The organism is Mesorhizobium sp. WSM1497, assembly GCF_001672455.2.
Taxonomy (GTDB): domain Bacteria; phylum Pseudomonadota; class Alphaproteobacteria; order Rhizobiales; family Rhizobiaceae; genus Mesorhizobium; species Mesorhizobium ciceri.
In genome coordinates this window covers 2,697,504-2,718,412 of sequence record NZ_CP021070.1, presented here as the reverse complement: position 1 = coordinate 2,718,412, position 20,909 = coordinate 2,697,504, and the positions used below count along the sequence as shown (strand labels likewise).

Annotated in this window: 22 protein-coding genes; 9 read left to right on the top strand and 13 right to left on the bottom strand. The window is 63.7% G+C overall.

Annotation, left to right across the window (positions count from 1 at the left end; translation table 11 throughout):
- The first annotated feature begins 4 nt into the window (after nucleotides 1–4).
- Nucleotides 5–1,150 carry an alpha-hydroxy acid oxidase gene (locus tag A9K65_RS13180; protein WP_064994655.1) on the top strand — a complete coding sequence of 382 codons (1,146 nt, stop codon included), beginning with the start codon at nucleotides 5–7 and terminating at the stop codon, nucleotides 1,148–1,150.
- Nucleotides 1,151–1,177: 27 nt separating this feature from the next.
- Nucleotides 1,178–1,951 carry a metallophosphoesterase gene (locus A9K65_RS13175; protein WP_064994654.1) on the top strand — a complete coding sequence of 258 codons (774 nt, stop codon included), beginning with the start codon at nucleotides 1,178–1,180 and terminating at the stop codon, nucleotides 1,949–1,951.
- A gap of 38 nt (nucleotides 1,952–1,989) precedes the next feature.
- Here the strand turns inward: A9K65_RS13175 and A9K65_RS36475 are convergent, their stop codons facing one another.
- Nucleotides 1,990–2,121, bottom strand: coding sequence for a hypothetical protein (locus A9K65_RS36475; protein WP_013893872.1), 132 nt, complete (start codon nucleotides 2,119–2,121; stop codon nucleotides 1,990–1,992).
- Between the two features lie 293 nt (nucleotides 2,122–2,414).
- A complete protein-coding gene (locus A9K65_RS13165; RefSeq protein WP_027162214.1) occupies nucleotides 2,415–3,113 on the bottom strand; it encodes a type 1 glutamine amidotransferase in 699 nt (232 codons plus the stop codon).
- 88 nt (nucleotides 3,114–3,201) lie between these two features.
- On the opposite strand from A9K65_RS13165, the gene A9K65_RS13160 reads away from it, so the two are divergent.
- From A9K65_RS13160 to A9K65_RS13145, 4 genes are all read left to right on the top strand, one after another.
- On the top strand, nucleotides 3,202–3,849 hold the full coding sequence (locus A9K65_RS13160) for a hypothetical protein (RefSeq protein WP_064994653.1): 648 nt from the start codon (nucleotides 3,202–3,204) through the stop codon (nucleotides 3,847–3,849).
- A gap of 31 nt (nucleotides 3,850–3,880) precedes the next feature.
- Nucleotides 3,881–4,615 carry a 16S rRNA (uracil(1498)-N(3))-methyltransferase gene (locus A9K65_RS13155; protein WP_024502322.1) on the top strand — a complete coding sequence of 245 codons (735 nt, stop codon included), beginning with the start codon at nucleotides 3,881–3,883 and terminating at the stop codon, nucleotides 4,613–4,615.
- A gap of 144 nt (nucleotides 4,616–4,759) precedes the next feature.
- Entirely contained in the window at nucleotides 4,760–6,133 is a 1,374-nt protein-coding gene (locus tag A9K65_RS13150; RefSeq protein ID WP_013530341.1) for a glutamate--cysteine ligase, read from the top strand.
- 100 nt (nucleotides 6,134–6,233) lie between these two features.
- Nucleotides 6,234–7,280: a DUF937 domain-containing protein gene (locus A9K65_RS13145; RefSeq protein ID WP_064994652.1), complete on the top strand. Its 1,047-nt coding sequence runs from the start codon at nucleotides 6,234–6,236 to the stop codon at nucleotides 7,278–7,280.
- Between the two features lie 160 nt (nucleotides 7,281–7,440).
- Here A9K65_RS13145 and A9K65_RS13140 read toward each other — a convergent pair whose 3' ends face one another.
- Nucleotides 7,441–7,731, bottom strand: a complete 291-nt coding sequence (locus A9K65_RS13140; RefSeq protein ID WP_013530339.1) for a DUF1127 domain-containing protein — start codon at nucleotides 7,729–7,731, stop codon at nucleotides 7,441–7,443.
- A 178-nt stretch (nucleotides 7,732–7,909) separates the two neighbouring features.
- Here A9K65_RS13140 and A9K65_RS13135 point away from each other — a divergent pair, with 178 nt between their 5' ends.
- The 3 genes from A9K65_RS13135 (at nucleotide 7,910) to A9K65_RS13125 (ending at nucleotide 11,704) form a co-directional block, all read left to right on the top strand.
- Nucleotides 7,910–8,866, top strand: a complete 957-nt coding sequence (locus tag A9K65_RS13135; RefSeq protein WP_013530338.1) for a LysR substrate-binding domain-containing protein — start codon at nucleotides 7,910–7,912, stop codon at nucleotides 8,864–8,866.
- Between the two features lie 83 nt (nucleotides 8,867–8,949).
- Entirely contained in the window at nucleotides 8,950–10,581 is a 1,632-nt protein-coding gene (xseA, locus tag A9K65_RS13130; RefSeq protein WP_063172775.1) for an exodeoxyribonuclease VII large subunit, read from the top strand.
- Between the two features lie 4 nt (nucleotides 10,582–10,585).
- Nucleotides 10,586–11,704 (top strand): P1 family peptidase, encoded by a 1,119-nt coding sequence (locus A9K65_RS13125; protein WP_064994651.1) that lies wholly within the window; start codon nucleotides 10,586–10,588, stop codon nucleotides 11,702–11,704.
- 70 nt (nucleotides 11,705–11,774) lie between these two features.
- Here A9K65_RS13125 and A9K65_RS13120 read toward each other — a convergent pair whose 3' ends face one another.
- The 10 genes from A9K65_RS13120 to ehuA form a co-directional block, all read right to left on the bottom strand.
- A complete protein-coding gene (locus A9K65_RS13120; protein ID WP_064994650.1) occupies nucleotides 11,775–12,029 on the bottom strand; it encodes a DUF768 domain-containing protein in 255 nt (84 codons plus the stop codon).
- A gap of 470 nt (nucleotides 12,030–12,499) precedes the next feature.
- On the bottom strand, nucleotides 12,500–13,498 hold the full coding sequence (gene doeB / locus A9K65_RS13115; RefSeq protein ID WP_024502317.1) for a N(2)-acetyl-L-2,4-diaminobutanoate deacetylase DoeB: 999 nt from the start codon (nucleotides 13,496–13,498) through the stop codon (nucleotides 12,500–12,502).
- A gap of 5 nt (nucleotides 13,499–13,503) precedes the next feature.
- Nucleotides 13,504–14,682 carry an ectoine hydrolase DoeA gene (gene doeA, locus A9K65_RS13110; protein WP_063170122.1) on the bottom strand — a complete coding sequence of 393 codons (1,179 nt, stop codon included), beginning with the start codon at nucleotides 14,680–14,682 and terminating at the stop codon, nucleotides 13,504–13,506.
- A 129-nt stretch (nucleotides 14,683–14,811) separates the two neighbouring features.
- A complete protein-coding gene (eutC, locus tag A9K65_RS13105; protein WP_064994649.1) occupies nucleotides 14,812–15,804 on the bottom strand; it encodes an ectoine utilization protein EutC in 993 nt (330 codons plus the stop codon).
- Complete coding sequence (eutB, locus tag A9K65_RS13100; protein WP_064994789.1) at nucleotides 15,801–16,799, bottom strand: hydroxyectoine utilization dehydratase EutB; 999 nt, start codon at nucleotides 16,797–16,799, stop codon at nucleotides 15,801–15,803. Before eutB ends, eutC begins: the two co-directional genes overlap by 4 nt.
- A gap of 3 nt (nucleotides 16,800–16,802) precedes the next feature.
- Nucleotides 16,803–17,579: an ectoine utilization protein EutA gene (gene eutA / locus A9K65_RS13095; protein WP_064994648.1), complete on the bottom strand. Its 777-nt coding sequence runs from the start codon at nucleotides 17,577–17,579 to the stop codon at nucleotides 16,803–16,805.
- A gap of 3 nt (nucleotides 17,580–17,582) precedes the next feature.
- Nucleotides 17,583–18,242, bottom strand: a complete 660-nt coding sequence (gene ehuD, locus A9K65_RS13090; protein ID WP_024502312.1) for an ectoine/hydroxyectoine ABC transporter permease subunit EhuD — start codon at nucleotides 18,240–18,242, stop codon at nucleotides 17,583–17,585.
- Between the two features lie 34 nt (nucleotides 18,243–18,276).
- Nucleotides 18,277–18,936 carry an ectoine/hydroxyectoine ABC transporter permease subunit EhuC gene (ehuC, locus tag A9K65_RS13085; protein ID WP_013530328.1) on the bottom strand — a complete coding sequence of 220 codons (660 nt, stop codon included), beginning with the start codon at nucleotides 18,934–18,936 and terminating at the stop codon, nucleotides 18,277–18,279.
- 157 nt (nucleotides 18,937–19,093) lie between these two features.
- Entirely contained in the window at nucleotides 19,094–19,945 is an 852-nt protein-coding gene (ehuB, locus tag A9K65_RS13080) for an ectoine/hydroxyectoine ABC transporter substrate-binding protein EhuB (RefSeq protein ID WP_013530327.1), read from the bottom strand.
- Nucleotides 19,946–20,032: 87 nt separating this feature from the next.
- Nucleotides 20,033–20,824, bottom strand: a complete 792-nt coding sequence (ehuA, locus tag A9K65_RS13075; protein WP_064994647.1) for an ectoine/hydroxyectoine ABC transporter ATP-binding protein EhuA — start codon at nucleotides 20,822–20,824, stop codon at nucleotides 20,033–20,035.
- Between the last annotated feature and the right edge of the window lie 85 nt (nucleotides 20,825–20,909).

Sequence of the window (20,909 nt, the reverse complement as noted above, 5' to 3'; positions counted from 1 at the left end):
GCCCATGAGCCAGATCCTGACCATCGCCGACCTCAAGGACCTCGCACGCCGGCGTGTGCCGAAGATGTTCTTCGACTATGCCGATTCCGGTTCGTGGACCGAAAGCACGTACCGGGCCAACGAAGAGGATTTCCAGAAGATCAAGTTCCGCCAGCGCGTCCTCGTCGACATGGACAACCGTTCGCTGGCATCGACGATGATCGGCGAGAAAGTGTCTATGCCGGTGGCATTGGCGCCAACCGGCATGACCGGCATGCAGCACGCCAATGGCGAGATGCTGGCAGCGCAGGCGGCGGAGGAATTCGGCGTGCCGTTTACCTTGTCGACGATGAGCATCTGCTCGATCGAGGATGTCGCCTCGGTTACCACGAAGCCGTTCTGGTTTCAGCTCTATGTGCTGCGTGACAAGGATTTCGTGCTCAACCTGATCGACAGGGCAAAGGCGGCGAAATGCTCGGCGCTCGTGCTGACGCTCGACCTGCAGATTCTCGGTCAGCGCCACAAGGACATCCGTAACGGGCTTTCGGCGCCACCCAAGCTGACGCTGACGAACATCTTCGACATGGCCATCCGCCCGCGCTGGTGCGCCGCCATGGCCGGCACCAAGCGGCGGACCTTCCGCAACATTGTCGGCCACGCCAAGGGCGTCGGCAACATGGCCTCGCTGGCATCGTGGACGACGGAGCAGTTCGACCTGCATCTGTCGTGGAAGGACGTCGCCTGGATCAAGGAGCGCTGGGGCGGCAAGCTGATCCTCAAGGGCATTCTCGACAAGGAGGACGCGCTGATGGCGGCCAAGACCGGCGCCGACGCGATCATCGTTTCCAACCATGGCGGGCGCCAGCTCGATGGTGCGTCGTCGTCGATCGGCGTGCTGGAAGAGATTGCCGACGCGGTCGGCGACACGATCGAAGTGCATATGGATGGCGGCATCCGCTCCGGCCAGGATGTCCTGAAGGCGCTTTGCCTCGGTGCCAAGGGAACCTATATAGGCCGGCCGTTTCTTTACGGCCTGGGGGCGCTTGGCAAGGAAGGGGTTACCAAGGCGTTGGAAATCATCCGCAAGGAGATGGACATCACGCTGGCGCTGTGCGGAAAGCGTCTTGTCACCGACATGGGCAAGGACCAGCTCCGGCGCCAGGTCCCGTGACCGCCTGACCACGGAGACACCGAAAAGTTGGCAGAACCCGGCATCCATTTTCTCGACGCGCATGGGCCGGACGGCATGCGTCTCTATGCGATCGGCGACGTCCACGGCCGGCTCGACCTGCTGGCCGCCATGCATCTGCGCATCAGGGCCGAGATCGAGCAGGAGGCGCCTGCCGACTGGCGCGTCATCCATCTTGGCGACTATGTCGACCGCGGGCCGGACTCGAAGGGCGTCATCGACTTCCTGATCGAAGCGCAAGAGCGAGACCCTCGTCACCTGATGCTGGCTGGCAACCACGACATCGGCTTTCTCGATTTTCTCAAGACCCCTGACCCGGAAGGACTTTTCATCCGGTTCGGCGGCATCCAGACGGCACAGTCTTACGGCGTAACGATCAGTGAAGGCACAAGCGTGTGGTTCGGCAAGGCCGAATCGGCCGTGCGCAGAGGACATCAGGCACTGGTCGAGGCCGTGCCGCAAAGCCACATCGGTTTCCTGCGATCGCTGCCGTTTTCCGTGACTTTCGGGGACTTCTTCTTCTGCCATGCCGGCATCAGGCCGGGCATTCCTCTGGAGAAGCAAAACCCGCAGGATCTGATCTGGATCCGCGACGTCTTCCACAACCACCCCGACCTCTATCCGAAGATCGTGGTGCACGGCCACACGCCGGTGCCGGAGGCGGAAGTGATGGCCAACCGCGTCAATGTCGACACGCTTGCCTGGCAATCAGGCATGCTGAGCGCGCTCGTCGTCGACGGCGCGGACAAACGCATCCTGACAATGACGATCAAGGAAGCTTGAGCGCCGCGCGTCGGAGGACGCGAAAGACGCTTCCCGCTTTAGCGCAGCGAGGCGGTGACGCCGTAACCGTCGACGGCGTTGTGGTTGTTGGCTGCGTCGGCGGCATAGATGCCGAGACCGCACAGCACGATGGCGGACAACATGGCAAAGGACAGAAGCGCTGCTTTCACGGAGGTCATCTCTTGTTGAGCTTTCTGCATCTGTGCACCAGGCGGTTACCAATGCGTTGAAACGGAGAATTCGCTTCAAAGTTTCGACGATTTTGCGCTTCTAGGCATGTTCTGTATCAACGGTGTGTCGCGCGGGTCACACAAAAGGTTCATAGCCGTTGCACAGAAGATGCAGAGCGCGCGCCTTCTAGGATGGCGGGCGGACACAAGCCAAGAATGAAACCGTTTTCCCCAGGCGGTTTCACCGCCGCGTGCCAATTATGTCACGCTGGAGGGTACGGAGAGACCAACGCTCAGATGGTCGCTACCCAGGCCCGGGCAATGGCGAGGCCAGCGGCATCCGCATCGGGCCCGTTGCGGGCCATTTCGCCATCGAGCTTGCCGGCCCAGTCGGGATGGCGCGCAGCGATGGTCGGGGCAAAGGACGCGCTCCAGTCCTTGACCATCGGCCGGTCGGCCTCGAAGTGAAACTGGAAACCGTACACGGCGCGGCCGACGCGAAATGCCTGGTTCTCGGCGACATCGTTGCCGGCAAGCCGCACGGCGTTTTCGGGCAACACGAAGGTGTCGTCGTGCCATTGGAAGATCGGGAACTTTGCCGGCAGAGCGCCCAGCACCGGATCGGCCTTGGCGTCAGGCGTCAGCGACACGCCGTGCCAACCGAACTCATTGGCGCCGCCGATACGGTTCTCGCCACCAAAGGCACGAGCGACGAGCTGGCTGCCCAGGCAGATGCCGAGCACGGCGCGATCCTTGTCGGCAAAGTCGCGGGTCAGTTCGAGCAGTGCCGGGAAATAGGGGTACTCATCGTCGGCCAGCGCATTCTGGCCCCCGCCGAGCACCACCATGGCATCATGCCCGGCCGCGTCATCCGGCAGGGGATCGCCCCTGTAAGGGAGACGCAGGTCGAGATCGGCGCCCGCTTCCGCAAGTGCTGCGCCGACCTGGCCGAGGCCGGTATTGTCGTAGTTCTGGACCACCAGCACCCGCATCGCAAAACCCTGCTGACATGAAAAAGCTGCGACGAGCGATATCATGCCGCTCGCATTGCAGCCAAGATGCGTGTCCGGAGAGAAAACTATGCCACTGCAGAACCGGGTCGATCCGTTCGGTATCATCCACGCGGTGCCCGATCGCGGCATGTTCACCGGCAATCGCGGCATCATCCACGACCCAGAGACGAAGACGCTCAAGAAAAAGCGCTGGGCGCTTCAAGCCTGGATCGTCTGCGTCTGCCAATTCCGAAATGTGCGGCGCGAACCGATGGGCCGCAACAGGAAGGGCGGTAAAGCGGGCTGGACCGAGCTGTTCTTCCTCGACGAGGTGACCGCACTGGCGGCCGGGCATCGCCCCTGCTTCTTTTGCCAGCGCGAACGGGCCAGGGATTTCGTCGGCCGCTTCGGCGAAGCCTTCGGCATCGCCGAACCGCGCGCGCCGATGGTCGACAAGCGGCTGCACAAGGAGCGGCTGGCGTCAGGCGGCAAGCCGCCAGTGATTGCGGTTGAAGACCTTGCCGGCCTGCCGGACGGCGTCGTGGTTGCGGATGGCGGCACTGTTTATGCCTTGCGTGGCGGCAAGGCACTGCGCTGGTCCTTTGCGGGATATGAGCACCCCAACGATTTCGACATGCTCAAAAGCAAGACACTCTCGCTACTGACGCCGGCCACGACGCTCTGCGTGCTGCGGCACGGCTTTCGGCCGGTGTGGCATCCGACCGCCGAGGCTTGACGCCGGCGGCCGGCTCGCTCATTCCTCGGCGATGCGCGCCAATTACAAAATGCAACGTCTGTTCGTGACCGACGATCTCGCGCCGGACATCGAATTCGAGGCCGGCCAACAGCAGAGCCACTATCTCCTGCATGTGCTGCGGCTTGGCGAAGGCGCCGAAATCCTGGTGTTCAATGGCCGCGACGGCGAGTGGTCGGCGGCCATATCGGCGAAGACGAAAAGGGCGGTGCGGCTGAAGGTGTCGGCGCTGCAGCGGCCGCAGCCGCCTCTGCCCGATCTCGTCTACTGCTTTGCGCCGCTGAAGCAGGGCCGGCTCGATTATCTCGTGCAGAAGGCGGTCGAGATGGGCGCCGGTATCCTGCAGCCGGTCATTACCCAGCACACGCAAGTGGCCAAGCCGTCGATCGATCGCCTGCGCGCCAATGTCGTCGAAGCTGCCGAGCAATGCGGCATCCTGGCGGTGCCTCAGGTGCGCGAAGCCGAAAAATTCGACCGCCTGTTGACCGGCTGGGACACAGAGCGACGGCTGATCTTCTGCGACGAGGATGCTTCGACCAACAATCCGCTGGCCGCGCTGCAGGCGGTCAAGGACAAGAAGCTTGGGCTGCTGGTCGGGCCGGAGGGTGGCTTTTCCGACGATGAGCGTAAGATGCTGCGCGCCCTGCCCTTCGTCACCGCCATTCCGCTCGGCCCGCGTATCCTGCGCGCCGATACGGCGGCGGTGGCCGCGCTCGCGGTGATGCAGGCAACGGTCGGAGACTGGTGAGACGTCATCCCTTGCAAGGGACGCAGAGTTCCAGCAACGTTCAATTCCTGTTGACCTGTGGCTCAGGATTTTTCGCTTGATCGTCTGCTGACATTTCGTCCATTTACCGCCGGCGGTCATCCGGCCGCCTCTGAGGGTACCATCATGGCGCGCGATACGACCGATTTCCGCCCGATCGAAGGTGTCGACGAACTCGTCGAGCACCTGGCCGAAGGCAACAAGCCGCGCGACAAATGGCGCATCGGCACCGAGCACGAGAAATTCCCCTTCTATGTCGACGGCAATGCACCGGTCCCCTATGGCGGCGAGCGCGGCATCCGCGCCATCCTCGAAGGCATGCAGGAAAAGCTCGGCTGGGATCCGATCGTCGATGATGGCCGCATCATCGGCCTGGTCGAACCGACCGGCCAGGGTGCGATTTCGCTGGAACCCGGCGGCCAGTTCGAGCTTTCCGGCGCACCGCTGGAGACGATCCACCAGACCTGTCGCGAGGGCAATGCCCATCTGGCGCAGGTGCGCGAGATCGCCGAACCGATGGGCATCCGCTTCCTCGGCCTCGGCGGCAGCCCGAAATGGTCGCTTGCCGAGACGCCGAAAATGCCGAAATCGCGCTACGAGATCATGACGCGCTACATGCCCAAGGTCGGCACCAAGGGCCTCGACATGATGTACCGCACCTGCACGATCCAGGTGAATCTCGACTTCGAGAGCGAGGCCGACATGCGCCGCAAGATGCAGGTGTCGTTGAAGCTGCAGCCGCTTTCGACGGCCTTGTTCGCCAATTCGCCTTTCACCGAAAGCCATCCGAACGGCTTGCAGAGCTGGCGCGGCGACATATGGCGTGACACCGACAACCAGCGCTCGGGCCTGCTCGAATTCTGCTTCTCGCCCGATTTCGGTTTCGCCGACTATGTCGAATGGGCGCTCGACGTACCGATGTATTTCGTCATCCGCGACGACCGCTATCACGACATGACCCACATCACCTTCCGCCAGTTCATGGCCGGGGCCGCGCGCAATGAAGTGCCGGACGGGCTGCCGACAATGGGCGACTGGGCGAACCATCTGTCAACGCTGTTCCCGGATGTGCGGCTGAAGCGCTTCCTCGAGATGCGCGGCGCCGATGGCGGGCCATGGCGGCGCATCTGCGCGCTGCCGGCCTTCTGGGTCGGATTGCTTTATGATGAGGCCGCACTCGATGCCGCCGAGGCGCTGACCTCGAGCTGGACGTATGAAGAAACGCTGGCGATGCGCAATGCCGTGCCGGAACAAGGCATCTCCGCACCGTTCCGCAACACCACGCTGCGCGAGATCGCGCGTGACGTGATGGTCATTTCCCGCATGGGACTGAAGAACCGTGGCAAGAAGAACCGCGACGGCTACGACGAGACCTCCTTCCTCAACACGTTGGACGAAGTGGTGGCGCGGGGCACCACCAGCGCCGAGGAGATGCTGTCGGCCTACCACACGCGCTGGGGCGGCTCGATCGAGCCGGTTTTCATGGAATACGCCTATTAACCCTCGGATTTGGCAAAGCTGACCGGCCGGCAAAAGTCGCTTCAATCGGAAGTGGAAACAAACTAGGCTTCTTCGGCGAGGATTTCCGGAGGAGACGCCGATGCCCACCTTGTTCGACATGCTGACGCAGGCCCAGAACGGCAATGGCATGCAGGCCCTTGCCCAGCAATACGGGCTTTCAATGCAGCAGACGCAAGCGGCGGTTGCCGCATTGCTGCCGGCCTTTTCGCAGGGGCTGCAACGCAACACCGCCGACCCCTATGGGCTCGGCGCCTTCATGACGGCGATGGCCAGCGGCCAGCACGCCAAGTATTTCGAGGACGCAACCCGGGCCTTCTCGCCGCAAGGCGTCGATGAGGGCAACGGCATTCTCGGGCACCTGTTCGGTTCGAAGGATCTGTCTCGCGCCGTGGCCAGCCAGGCGGCGCAAGCCAGCGGCGTCAATCAGCAGATCCTGCAGCAGATGCTGCCGGCGATCGCCTCGATGGTCATGGGCGGGCTGTTCAAGCAGACGGCAAACCAGATGCAGGCCGCCGGTGGTTTTGGCGGCGGCGGCAACAATCCGCTCGGCGAGATCATCGAGCAGATGATGCGGCAAGGCGGCGGCATGCAGGCCCCGGCGCCGCAGCCGCGCCAGGCGCCGCCGCCCCAGAACCCGATGGACAACCCGCTCGGCAAGGTGTTGCAGGACATGTTCGGCGGCGGCGCGGCTCAGCCACAGCCGCAAAGCCAGACGCAGCCGGCACCCAATCCCTACGGCGACAATCCGCTCGGCAAGGTGCTGCAGGACATGTTCGGCGGTGGCGCGCCTCAGCCGCAGCCGCAGGGGCGGGCGCAGCCGCAGCCCCAGCAGACGCACAGCCCCTACGGAGACAATCCGCTGGGGAAAATCTTCGAGGAGATGCTGCGGCAAGGTGGCGGTGGCTTAGGCGGCATCCCCGGCGGACAGCCGGCGCCGCAACAGCCTCAAGCGCCCCCGCAACGTCAGGCACCGCAGCCACAGGCCAATCCGAGCGGCCGTCCGAAAAACCCGTTCGACGACCTGTTCGGCAAGATGTTCGAAACCGGCGCCCAGCAGCGTGATGACTACCAGAAGGGCGTGGAGACAATCTTCGACCAGTTTAAGCGGGACATGGACCGGCGGTAGGCGGTCTTCGCTGAGGTAGAAAGAGAAAAGCCCGGTCCTGGGAGGACCGGGCAGAGTGCAGGCGGGCCGGGGGGATCCGGCAGGGAGTGGGAGCCTGCATACTCGTCAGTCGCGTCGAACCCTGAAAAGGTTCACGGCAACCTAAACAACAAGCAACCGATCAGGCCACCTTGCGAGCGAAATCCTCGATCGTTTCGATGCGATCACTGGCGATCTCGCGCAGCATCGCCGTCGGGTCGCGGCCAAACGGCACGTCGATGGCGACATGCAGGTCGGCGCGCGTCAGGCCGATATCGGCGAGTTCGGCGTCCGACATCTCGCCAAGGCGATAGAAGGCGCGGCGGTTTTTCCAGGCGCGGTAGATGTTGGAGACGGTGTTGGCCACGCGCGTCGCAACGGCCGGACGCGAGGTGATGCGCGAGGTCTCGGTGGCGAAATCAAACGTGGTCATTGTCGGTCTCCTTCAGACTCGAACGGGCGAGACCAAGCAATCGGCGCTGGCGTCAGCGGCCGTTCCGGTCCCAATTCACATGCCTTCATGTGGACAATGCCAATTTGCCATCGGCCGATTGATTAATCCAACGAATGTTTCTAATCTTTACCATCAACACCAGTGATGGATCATGTCGATGAAATCGCCGCTCGATCTCGATCAATTGCAGACCTTCATCTCGATCGCCGATACCGGCAGCTTCACGCGGGCAGCCGAGGAGGTGCACCGGACCCAGTCGGCGGTGTCGATGCAGATGCGCCGGCTGGAGGAGCGGATCGGCAAACCGCTGTTCGAAAAGGACGGGCGCACCAACAGGCTGACCGAGGAAGGCGACAAGCTGCTCTCCTATGCGCGGCGGCTGCTCTATCTCAACCGCGAGACCCTGGCGGCCTTCGACGACCGGCGGCTCGAAGGCACGATCCGCATCGGCACGCCCGACGACTACGCCGATCGTTTCCTGCCCGAGATCATGGCACGGTTCACCCGCTCCAATCCGCGCGTCGAACTCACCGTCATCTGCGAGCCGACGCCGGGGCTGGTCGAGCATATCAAGCGCGGCAATCTCGACCTCGCGCTGGTGACGCACAACGACGTACGCGGCCAGTCGGAGGTGGTGCGGCGCGAACCGCTGCTGTGGGTCACCTCGGCCAATCATGCCACGCATGAGCAGGAAACGCTGCCGATGGCCTTCGGCCGGCCGAACTGCATCTGGCGGCGCGCCGCGGTCGATGTGCTCGACCAGCAGAACCGCGACTATCGCATCCTGTTCACCAGTTTCTCGGCCACCGTCATCACCGCAGCGGTGCTTTCCGGGCTGGCAATCTCGGTGCTGCCGGAATGCGCGCTCAGGCCCGGCATGCGGGTGCTGGGCGAAGCCGACGGCTTCGGCGCCCTGCCCGATTGCCGCATCGGCATCATGCGCGGCCAGACGTCGCGGCCGGAGATCGTCGATGCGCTCGCCCGCCATATTTCGGAAAGCCTGGACAATATCTCCGTGCCGGTCGGCGAAGACCCCGGAACGTTCGATTTCGCAGCGCTCGCCTTCACCAAGCTGCGGCGAACCAAGCCGAACCAGATCCTGCCCGGCTGGTAGGCAGGGCCAGGTGTGCGGGTTATGAACGGCTGGCCCGACGCAACCGCCTTGACGCGGGCGCCCAACCGTTCCCCAATCGGCCGATGAGCGAAGCAGCATCCGAATCACGCACCAACGCCGCCGAATATACGGTGAGCGAGATTTCCGGCGCGCTGAAGCGCACGGTCGAGGACGTTTTCGGCAATGTGCGGGTGCGTGGCGAGATATCAGGCTATCGCGGGCCGCATTCCTCAGGTCATGCCTATTTCGCGCTGAAGGACGACCGCGCGCGGCTCGACGCCGTGGTGTGGAAAGGCACGATGAGCCGGCTGAAGTTCCGTCCCGAAGAGGGCATGGAGGTGATCGCCACCGGCAAGCTCACCACCTATCCCGGCAAATCCAACTACCAGATCGTCATCGACAATCTGGAGCCTGCCGGCGCCGGCGCCCTGATGGCGCTGCTGGAAGAGCGCAAGCGGCGGCTACAGGCCGAGGGTCTGTTCGACACCGGCCGCAAGCGATTGCTGCCGTTCATGCCGCGCGTCATCGGCGTCGTCACCTCGCCGACAGGGTCCGTCATCCGCGACATCATCCACCGCATCAAGGACCGCTTTCCGCTGCACATCCTGGTCTGGCCGGTGCGTGTTCAGGGCGAGACGTCAGGCGCGGAAGTGACTGCCGCGGTCAACGGCTTCAACGCGCTGGCATGGGATGGCGCCATCCAGCGGCCCGATCTGCTGATCGTGGCGCGTGGCGGCGGCAGCCTCGAAGACCTCTGGGGGTTCAACGACGAGGCGCTCGCCCGCGCGGTTGCCGCTTCCGGCATTCCGGTGATCTCGGCTGTCGGCCACGAGACCGACTGGACGCTGATCGACCTCGTCGCCGACGTGCGGGCGCCGACACCGACAGGCGCGGCCGAAATCGCCGTGCCGGTGAAGGCCGACCTCGAAGCAACGCTTGCCAGCCTCGGTGCGCGGCTGAAAGCGGCGGTGCTGCGCAATTTCGAGCGCAAGCGGCAGGCCGCCCGTGCCGCCGCCCGGGCTCTGCCCTCGCCCGATCAATTGCTGGCGCTGCCGCGCCGGCGCCTCGATGAGGCGACATCCAGGCTCGGCCGGGGCCTGTTGGTCTCCACCGAACGCAAGCGTGCAAGGTTTTTTGCCGTGAAACTGACACCGGCAATGCTGTCGCAGCGCATTGCAGAGGCCCGGCGCACCAACGAACGCAATCTTTTGCGAGCACAAGGCGCGCTGCGTGCGATGGCAAGAGCCCGGCGTGCGGAGCTTAACCGGGCGGCGGATCAATTGCCAAAATGTGCCAGGGCATCGCTGCAGCGGCACAAGCAGCAATTGGCCATGCTGCAAGGCCGCATCACGATCGAGCCGACGGCACGGCGGCAACGCGTGCAGAGGGATTTGCTGACAGCTTTGACAAGACGCGGCACGCAAGCAGTGGTGCTCAGGCTGGAGCGCCTGCGCGGCCGCGTCGTCCAGGCCGACAGGTTGATGGCGTCGCTGTCGCACAAGGCCGTCCTGGCCCGCGGCTTTGCGCTGGTGAGAGATGCGGACGGCGCCGTCGTCAAGCAGGCTGCCGACGTGGCGTCGGGAATGGCGCTTTCGCTCGAGTTCGCCGACGGGACCGCTGATGCGGTGGCAATCAGCGGCACGGCAAAACCGAAAGCCGTAGCCAAGCCGGCGGCCAAGGCCAAAGAGCCTGGCAATCAGGGATCCCTATTCTGACACCATGACCGACAATCCGCATCATCTGGCAACGCCCTCAGGCAAACCGCGCGCGCGAAATTTCGGCATCGGCTTCGACGGACGGCCTGGACCGTTCAACGCGATCACCGATGTGCCCGGCGTCGCGGTCGGCTATGCGACGCTGATCTCGGGCGATGGCACACTTGTCGTCGGCGAGGGACCGGTTCGCACCGGCGTGACCGCGATCCTGCCCAGGCCGCTTGCCGACCTCGCCAACCCGGTCTTCGCCGGGATCTTCAGCCAGAACGGAAACGGCGAACTGACCGGCTCGCACATCGTCGAGGAAACCGGCGCTTTCAACTTCCCGATCACCATCACGAACACGCATTCCTGCGGTGTTTCCCGCGACGGCACGCTGCGCTGGATGCAAAGCGTGCTGCCGGCGGCGCTTGACAGCGGCTGGGGACTGCCGGTGGCGGCGGAGACCTATGACGGCTTCCTCAACGACATCAACGGCCACCATTTGACCTCGGAGCATGTTGCGCAGGCCCTCGACGGTGCCGCCGGCGGACCGATCGAGGAAGGCAGCGTCGGCGGCGGCACCGGCATGATCACGTTCGGCTTCAAGGCCGGCTCCGGCACGGCATCGCGCATCGTCGAATGGCACGGCCGTGCCTATACGGTCGGCGCCTTCGTGCAGTCCAATTTTGGCAAACGGCGCAACATAACCATTCGCGGCCTGCGCGCCGGGCCGCAACTCGTCGAACCGGCTGTCCGCGAAGGCACACCGCGCGCCGAAAAGGGTTCGATCATCGCCGTCATCGCCACCGACGCACCGTTCCTGCCGCATCAGATGAAGCGGCTGGCCCGACGGGTGCCGCTTGGCGTCGCCATGACCGGAGGCTTCGGGTATCACAGTTCAGGCGACATTTTCATCGCCTTCTCGACCGCCAATGCGAGCGCCGCGCGGGCGCCATCCGGCCGCATCGCCAGTGCCGATTTTATTCCCGATACCGACATCGATCCGTTTTTCGATGCGGTGATCCAGACCGTAGAGGAAGCAATCCTCAACGCGCTGGTTGCCAATGACGATATGACCGGACGCGACGGGAATTTCGTGCCGGCGCTGCCGAAGACGTGGCTGAAGGAGACGTTTGGCTGAAGACAAAAACGCGGGCCAGAAGCCCGCGCTGCAACAACGTCGCCGCTATGCGATCATTCGGCGGCTTTGATCATTCCGCGGCTTTTCTGGGGGCCTGCTGGTTTTCCTCGGCCTCGGCCGCTTCCTCAAGCCGGGATGCGATAAGTTCCTGGATATCGCCGACTTCTTCCTGGATATCCTCCAGCGGAATGCCGACCTCGGCCGCCTCGGCGGCGCACTCCTTGGCCAAGGTTTCGGCCTGCTTGTCGATCCTTGCCTGGGAGGACTGGCAATGGACCTTTTCGCCGATCCATCCCCGCAAGAATTCGATGGCGTGTTCGCTCATACTGCTGTTCCCTGGCGGCAAAGCCGGTTGGTAATCATAAACGTCGACATCCCGCAAAGGATGCATGTCCCCATTCCAGCCGAGTCGCGGTCAGCCGGCAAGCCAATGCCGTCCAAGGTCCACAGAGCCATAGGAAATCGAGGGGTCAAGGGCATTTTCTGATTCTGGAGGGGTCGGTACCATTGGCTGGGTCATACCCAGCGCTGCGCCACTGTTTCTATTTGCTTTTTTCCGGTTTCCGAGCCGATTTCCGTCACAATAGATGGCGCAAAACACTACACATTCACAGTTGCTTCGAGGTGCTGCCCTCGGGCGCGCGGGTCGAAGCCGCCGCTATATAGTGACATCCTCCTGCAATGTCGACTCCGCCCGCTATCCTGCTTCTTTCCGCCGCGCCGAAGGGCTCCGCGACGGACGCAGAACAAGTGACGATGAACCCGAACCGGGTGGAGCAGGCCCGGCGGAGCCGCTCAGACGTGCACAGCCACCACCGCCGCGCAGTCGCCGGCCTTAACCAGCCCGGGGAAATGCCGCGCCGCAAGCATGCCCGACATTTTTGCCCGGATCTCCTGCGGAGCGACGCCGGTGCGGCCGGTGGAATGAATGCGCGCCAGCACCGAGCCTTCTTTGACGGGCTCACCGAGATCGACCATGGTTTCGATCATGCCGTCGTCTTCGGCGAACGAGAAACAATCGCCCGACGGCATGTCGAGCCACTGGGTTCGAGTCTTCTCGACCGCACCATCTACAATGCCGGCATGACGCAGCACGTTGAGAATGCCGCGCCTCGCGATCCGCACGGTTTGCGCGCGCGACGTGCCGCCGCCGCCAAGTTCGGTGCTGACGAAGACCTTGCCCATCTCCTCGGCTGCCGTGTCGTACATGCCAACGGCGTCGATCTCGATCATGCGCATCGAGAACGGAGCGGCAAAGGCCGCGACCGCGTCAAAGGCTTTCTGTTCCAGCGCCTTGTCGGGCAAAGTGTGCGCCGCGCAGAACGGCACGAAGTCCAGCGTCTTGCCGCCGGAGTGGAAGTCGAACACGATGTCGGCGCGAGGCAGCAGTTCACGTTGAAAGTAATCGGCGATCTTTTCGGTCACCGTTCCGTCCGGCCGGCCGGGAAAGCTGCGGTTCATGTTGCCCTTGTCGATCGGCGAGGTGCGCGTGCCGGCGCGGAAGGCCGGATAGTTCATTGCCGGCACGATGATCACCGTGCCGCTGACTTGCCTGGGATCGAGGGTCCTGGCGAGATCGTAGAGGGCCAGCGGCCCCTCATATTCGTCGCCATGGTTGGCGCCGGACAGCAGAGCTGCCGGTCCGTTGCCGTTGCGGATGACGCAGATCGGTATCATCACCGAGCCCCACGCGGAATCGTCGCGGCTGTAGGGCAAGCGCAGGAAGCCGTGCTGGACGCCGTCGCGGTCGAAATCGACGGTCGGCGCGACCGGTGATGAGCGTAGATTCGACATCGGGCTCAATCCTTCACCACCAGCTTACGCGGCACATTGGCCAGGCACTCCACACCGGTTTCGGTGATCAGGATGGACTCGGTGATCTCCAGTCCCATCGTTTCCAGCCACAGGCCGGTCATGAAATGGAACGTCATGCCGGGCTTGAGTTCGGTGCGGTCGCCGGGACGCAAGCTCATCGTGCGCTCGCCCCAGTCCGGCGGATAGGACAGTCCGATCGAATAGCCGGTGCGGTTGTCCTTGACGATGCCATACTTCTTCAGCACGGCGAAGAAGGCGTTGGCGATGTCCTCACAGGCGTTGCCGGGTTTGGCCGCGGCCAGCCCCGCTTCCATACCTTCCAGCGTCGCCTTCTCGGCATCGAGGAATTCCTGCGTCGGCTTGCCGAGGAAGACGGTGCGCGACAGCGGGCAGTGATAGCGGTTGTAGCAGCCGGCGATCTCGAAGAAGGTGCCCTCGTCCCGCTTCATCGGTCTGTCGTCCCAAGTCAGATGCGGCGCCGAGGCATCGGCACCCGACGGCAGCAGCGGCACGATCGCCGGATAATCGCCGCCGATGCCGTCGACGCCGCGCGTGCCGGCATCATAGATTTCGGCAACGAGATCGCATTTGCGCATGCCGACCTCGATCTTGTCGAAGATGCGCTGGTGCATCGCCTCGACGATGCGAGCCGCCTTGCGCATATAGTCGATCTCGGTCGAGCTCTTCACCGCGCGCTGCCAGTTGACCAGCGCGGTGGCATCGACAAAGCGGGCATTGGGCAAATGCTTCTGCAGCGATGCGAAGGCGGCGGCCGAGAACCAGTAATTGTCCATCTCAACGCCGACTGTCAGCTTGCCCCAGCCGCGATCCGCAAGCACGCTGGCCAAAAAATCCATCGGGTGGCGCTCGGTCGACTGCACATAGTGATCGGCATAGCCGACGATGTTATCATGCGCGAGATAGGCAGTGCGCTTGGCACCGTTGGCGTCCTGGCCGCGGCCGTACCAGACCGGCTCGCCCGATGGCGGCACGATAACCGCCTGATGCACGTAGAACGACCAGCCGTCATAGCCGGTCAGCCAGGCCATGTTGGACGGGTCGCTGATAACAAGAAGATCGACGCCCTTCACCTCCATGGCTTTGCGTGTCTTGGCGAGGCGATCCGCATATTCGCCGCGCGAGAATCTCAGGTTCGGTTGCATTGTTCTTGGTCCTCGTTTGTTGGGCCTTGAGCCTGTTTCAACTTCGTTGAAACCGGCCCGTCGTTCTTGTTTGGGCGTGATCTTTCGGAAAACCGGTTCCCATTTTTCCGGATCACGCCTTGGCCAGCATCAGCTTTCGAAAATGGCCCCGGAACCGGCCACCCGCGCCCGATCGCGGGCGAACGTAGCTATCGCCGTATCCTGAACGCCGGTGCCGGTCAGATCGGCGATGGTGATGTCGCTGGCCGAGCGCCGACCATGCCGTTTACCGGCGATGATCTGGCCAAGTTCGGTCACCTCTTCCTCAGCGGCCATCACGCCCGCCGCGATGGCGTGATGCAGCTCACCCAGCCGCCGCGTCTGACGGGCGCTGTCGGCGACATAGAGGTCGGCCATGCGCAGGATTGCCGGCGCGATCTCGTTCTTGTGCTCGGCGTCGGAGCCCATCGCCGTGATGTGCTGGCCGGCGGAAACGAAACCCGCCTTGATCAGCGGCTCGGTCGAAGGCGTGGTGGTGACGATGATGTCGGCGCCGACAACTGCGTTTGCCGCGTCGGGCTCGGCATGCACGAGAATGCCGAGCTTTTCGCGCAGGGCTCCGGCGGTTGCCTCGGCCTTTGCCACATCGCGCGCCCAGATGCGCGCCTCGGAAATCGGCCGCACCAGCATCAGGGCTTCCAATTGCAACCCGGCCTGGACGCCGGCGCCGAAGATCGCGGCAACTGACGAGTCCTGCCGCGACAGATGTTTGGCGGCGACGGCGCCGGCAGCAGCGGTTCGGATATCCGTGAGATAGCCGTTGTCGAGCAGCAGTGCTTCGACCAGCCCGGTTTTGGACGACAGCAGCACCATCATGCCGTTGACGCTGGGCAGGCCGAGCTTCGGATTGTCGAAGAAGCCGGGGCTGATCTTGATGGCGAAACCGTCGATATCAGGCACGTAGGCGGTCTTCACGTCGACCTCGCCGCGATGCTCGGGAATGTCGAGCCGCAGGATCGGCGGCATCGCCACCGGCAGGGTGGCAAGCGCACGGAAGGCGTTTTCGACGCAGGCGACTGCATCGAGATCGAGTGTCACGATCGCGCGCAATTCTTGCTCGGTGAGGATCGTCATCCGGCTCATGCGGCGTGCTCCTTGAGCGATGGCGCCTCGCCGCAGACGATCCTGCGGTGCGCGTCCATATCGATGTTGCGGCCGGAGAGAAGCACGACCACCGGCCCGTCCGACCTGACCTTGCCGGCGAGCAGCGCGGCGATGCCGACCGCGCCGGCGCCCTCGACGATTTCGCGTTCGCGCGCATAGGCGTGACGGATGCCGGCGGCGATCTCGTCCTCGCTAAGCAGGACGATACCATCGAGCAGGTCGCGGCACATGGCGAAGGTCAGCCGGTTGTCGAGGCCGATGCCGCCGCCGAGCGAATCCGCCAGCGTCGGCAATTCTTCCACCAGCACCGGGCGGCCGGCATCGAGGCTGGCCTTCATCGCCGCGCCACGAGCCATCGAGACACCGATGATCTTTGTGCCGGGGCTGACGCCTTTGATGGCCGCGGCAACGCCTGAGGCGAGCCCGCCACCCGACAACTGCACCAGGACGAGGGCAGCATCCGGAGCCTGTTCGATCATCTCAAGCCCGAGCGTGCCTTGCCCGGCGACAATGTCGGGATGGTCGAAGGGCGGCAGCATAACCAGCCCCTCTTGCGCCACCAGCCGATCGACCTCCTGCTGGGCATCGTCCTGACTGTTGCCGATAATGCGAACCTCCGCGCCCAGCCGGCGGATCTCGTCGAGCTTGTTTTCAGGCACCAGCCGCGACATGCAGATCACCGCGCGCATGCCCTCAAGCTTCGCCGCATGCGCCAGCGCGCGGCCGTGGTTGCCGGTCGAGGCCGCGACCACGCCACGCGTCTTCTCCGCGGTGCTGAGCGAAGCGACGGCATTCGAGGCGCCGCGCAGCTTGAAGCTGCCGGTGGTCTGCCGGTGTTCGAGCTTGAGGTGGACGGGGACGCCCAGCTCTTCGGAAAGACTTTGGGACAGCACGGTCGGCGTGCGCTCGACCTTGCCGGCAATGCGCTCACGCGCGGCGCGAATGTGCTCAAGAGTGACCTGTGTCATGATCATCAATCAGGCGGCAAATGGCTGCGTCATCAGACGGCCGAATTCGGGATGCGGCGTGTCATCTCCGCACAGCCGCAGACAATTCCAGGCGGTCGCCTGGTTGCTGGTCACCACGGGACGTCCAATAGTTTTTTCCATGCCGGTGACGGCGAGGGCGCTACGCAGCGCCGTGCAGGAGACGAACAGCGCATCGGCGCTGGCGTCGGTCGCCTCACGCGCCAGTTCGACGAGGGCCGCCGGTGCGATGCGCGCCATCTCGCGGTCGTCCTCGAAACCGAGGCAGGTGAAGCTGGCGATCTCGAAGCCGTGCGCCGCGAAATAGGCGGCCATCGGCCTGGATGTCTCGACCGTGTAGGGAGTGAGGATGCTGATCTTGCTTGCGCCCAGCGCACGCAGCCCGCGCACGCCCGCCATCGGCGGGGTGATTACCGGCACGCCGGGCTTTGCGACCTGGATCGCCGCCTCGATCTCGGCATCGCCGATCACCACCGAGGCCGAAGTGCAGGAATAGCAGACGGCATCGAGTGGCTCATCCGGCAGGATCAGGGCCGCGCCCGCCGTCAGCGCCGGCTGCATCTTGCGCAGGTTTTCGGGCGTCGTCGGGTTGGCATAGGGAATGCGCGCGACATAGACGCCGACGCGTTCGCTCGCCACCATGCGGCGGAAATCCGGTTCGCTGGTGTGGTCGGTGGCCAGGATGATCAGGCCGACGCGCCGCTCCAGAGGACGCGCATCCAGTGCCGGCCGTTTCGGATACACCTTGATCTCGGGCAAGGGTTTCATCGGCTACCTCTCGATCTTGCCGTAGCGGCGTTCCAGCCAGCGCAGCAACACGACCGAAAACAGACTGATGACCAGGAAGAAAGCACCGACCAGGGTGATCGGCTCGATATAGCGATAGTAGGTGTTGGCGACGCTTTTGGCCTGGTTCATCAGTTCCAGCACGGTGATTGCCGACAGCAGCGGCGTTTCCTTGAACATGGCGATGAAGTAATTGGCGAGCGCCGGAATCATCGGTGGGATGGCCTGCGGAACGATGATGTGGGTCCAGGTCTGACTGGCGCTCAGATTGCACGCCTTGGCGGCCTCCCATTGGCCGCGCGGCACATTGTCGATGCCGGCACGATACACCTCAGCCGTGTAGGTGCCGTAGTGCAGCCCGAGCCCGATGACACCGGCGACCAGCGGCGGCAGCAGGATGCCGATGTCGGGCAGCACGTAGAAGATGAAATAGAGCTGCACCAGCAGCGGCGTGCCGCGGATGAATTCAGCCGCCCAGCCGACCGTGCGCGACAACGCCTTGTTGGGCGAGCGGCGCGCCAGCGCAATGCCCAGCCCGACGATCGCCGCCAGCACCGAGCCGAGCAGCGTCGCCAGGATGGTGATCTTCACGCCCTGGATCAGCGTTGGCATGATTTCCCAGACGAAATTCCAATCCCATTCCATCAGTAGGCCCAATTTATCAGAAGGGAGTTGGCCATCAGGCACGCACCCCGTCGAGGCCGCGCGCCATGCGTCGTTCCAGCGAGCGCACGCCCCACGAGATGAGCAGGGCGAGGATGAAATAGATGATCAGGATGGTGGTGAACGGCACCAGGGTGTTGCCGGTCTGGGCGCGCACCACCTGCGCCTGGAAGGTCAGGTCGGTGAGCGAGATCAGCGACACCACGGCGGTCGCCTTGAGCAATTCGATGGCATTGTTGCCAAAGGTCGGCAGCATCACCAGCAGCGCCTGTGGCAGGATGATGTGGCGCATGCCTTGCCAGCGGCCGAGATTGAGCGCTGTGCAGGCCTCATACTGTTCGCGGCCGATCGACTGGATGGCACCGCGCACCACTTCGGCGGCGTAGGCGCCGACATTGAGGCCGAGCGCCAGCACGCCGGCCTGCAACGGGGTCAGCGAAATGCCGATGAAGGGCAGCACGAAATAGGCCCAGAACAACTGCACGAAGATCGAGGTGCCGCGGAAGAACTCGATGTAGGCGGTGGCCAACCAACGCAGCGCAAAGAAGCGCGACACGCGCCCCATGCCGGCGAGGAAGGCCATGATCAGCGCCAGCACCGACCCCATCAGCGTCAGCTCGATGGTGACAAGCGCTCCCTGCAATATCAGGCCGAAATAGCCGGACCACTGGGTCATTCGGTTTCCAACGTTGGGTTTAGCATCTTCTCCCCGTTTACGGGGAGAAGATGCCGGCAGGCAGATGAGGGGCGGCGCGAACTTGCGAAGGTTTGGCGCCGCCCCTCATCCGTCACTTCGTGACACCTTCTCCGCGTTGAACGGGGAGAAGGAAGGATCACTTCGCCGCGCAGAGCTTGTCGCGGCTGGTCGACATCGCGGCTGCCGCCGAGAAGCCGTAGGGCTCGATGATCTTGGCGAACTCGCCCGATTTCTTCATCTTGGCCAGTTCCACATCGAAGGCGTCGCGCAGTGCCTCGTCGCCCTTCTTGAAAGCGGCGCCGTCGCAATAGACCGGTGCGCCCTGCACCGGAGCGATGACTTCGAGGTTCGGATCGTTGGCCTTCTTGACCAGATCATTGATCGACAGGACGGGTAGCGAATAAGCGTCGATGCGGCCATCCTGGAGCATCTTCACGCCACTCTGGCCATCCGGCACGACGATGACGCGATCGCGTGGCACGCCGGCATTGAGCGCGAGCTTCTCCTCGGTGCCGCCGCCCGGCGCGCCGATGGTCGCAGTCGTATCCTTGGCGACATCCTCATAGCTCTTGAAGCCCTTTGGATTGCCTTTCTTCACCAGCATCGCCTCGGCGTCGCACAGCACGGGTTCCGAATAGGCGACCGCAGCACAGCGCTCCGGCTTCATGAACAGGCCGGCGGTGACGACATCGAAGCGACCGGCCTGCAGGCCGGGGATCATGGCGCCATATTCGGAGATCGAAGCGGCAACGTCGGCGACGCCGAGCCGCTTGAATATCTCGCGGGCCACATCAGGCGCGGCACCCGAAACCTTGCCGTCGGCGGCGACCGCCGTATAGGGCGGCTCGTTGGCGATAGCGAGGCGGGCGAAACCTTGCGCCTTGAGCTGCTCGAGCTTGCTGTCATCGGCCGAACCGGGGATCGAGGCGGCCAGCACCGCCGTCAGTGCAAGACCGGCAACGCCGGCCAGAATGCCAAGTTTGTTCATTGTTCCCAACTCCTTGTTTCTTGTCTTGCTTTGTTGCATGGCGGCCCTCGCCGCCTCGGGACGACTTCGTCGCCCTGGGCATTGCGGTCAGACCCGATGTCCGGCCGCGATGATCTTCTTCAGGAAACCTTGCGTGCGCTCCTGCTTGGGATTGCGGAAAATCTCGTCCGGTTTGCCTTCTTCGACGATCCTGCCGCGATCGAAGAACAGCACCCGGTCGGCGAAATCATGGGCAAAGCCCATCTCGTGGGTGACCAGCAGCATGGTCATGTCGGTCTCGGCGGCGAGCTTGCGCATGACGTTCATCACCTCCTCGACCAGCTCTGGATCGAGCGCCGACGTCACCTCGTCGAACAGCATGATCTTCGGCGACAGCGCCAGCGCCCGAGCGATCGCCACGCGTTGCTTCTGTCCACCGGACAGCTGCGCCGGCATGTTCTTGGCCTTGTCGGCCATGCCGACCATTTCGAGCAGTTCCATCGCCCGCTTTTCGGCGGCGGCACGCGGCGTGCCCTTGGTCAGCATCGGCGCCAGCGTGACATTGTCCATGACGCACTTGTGCGGAAACAGGTTGAACAGCTGGAACACCATGCCGATCTTCTGGCGCATCCTTGTCAGATGCCGCTCATCGGCGGACAACAGCTGGCCATTGCGCTCCATGTGATAGAGCTGCTCGCCGTCGATCTGGATATGACCGCCATCGATGCGCTCCAGCGTCATCAGGATGCGCAGGATCGTCGTCTTGCCCGAACCCGATGGGCCAATCAGTGCCAGCTTCTCGCCGGGCATGACTTGCATCGACAGGCCGTCCAGCACCTTGAAGCTGCCGAAGCTTTTCGAGATGCTGTCGATCTTGATGATGGGCGCTGATGCGGACAAATGTATTTCCTCGTGCTGGAGAAGCCTGTGCCCCTTAACGATGCGGAACGCGCCAAATCATGTCAATTGGGAAAATAATATCATG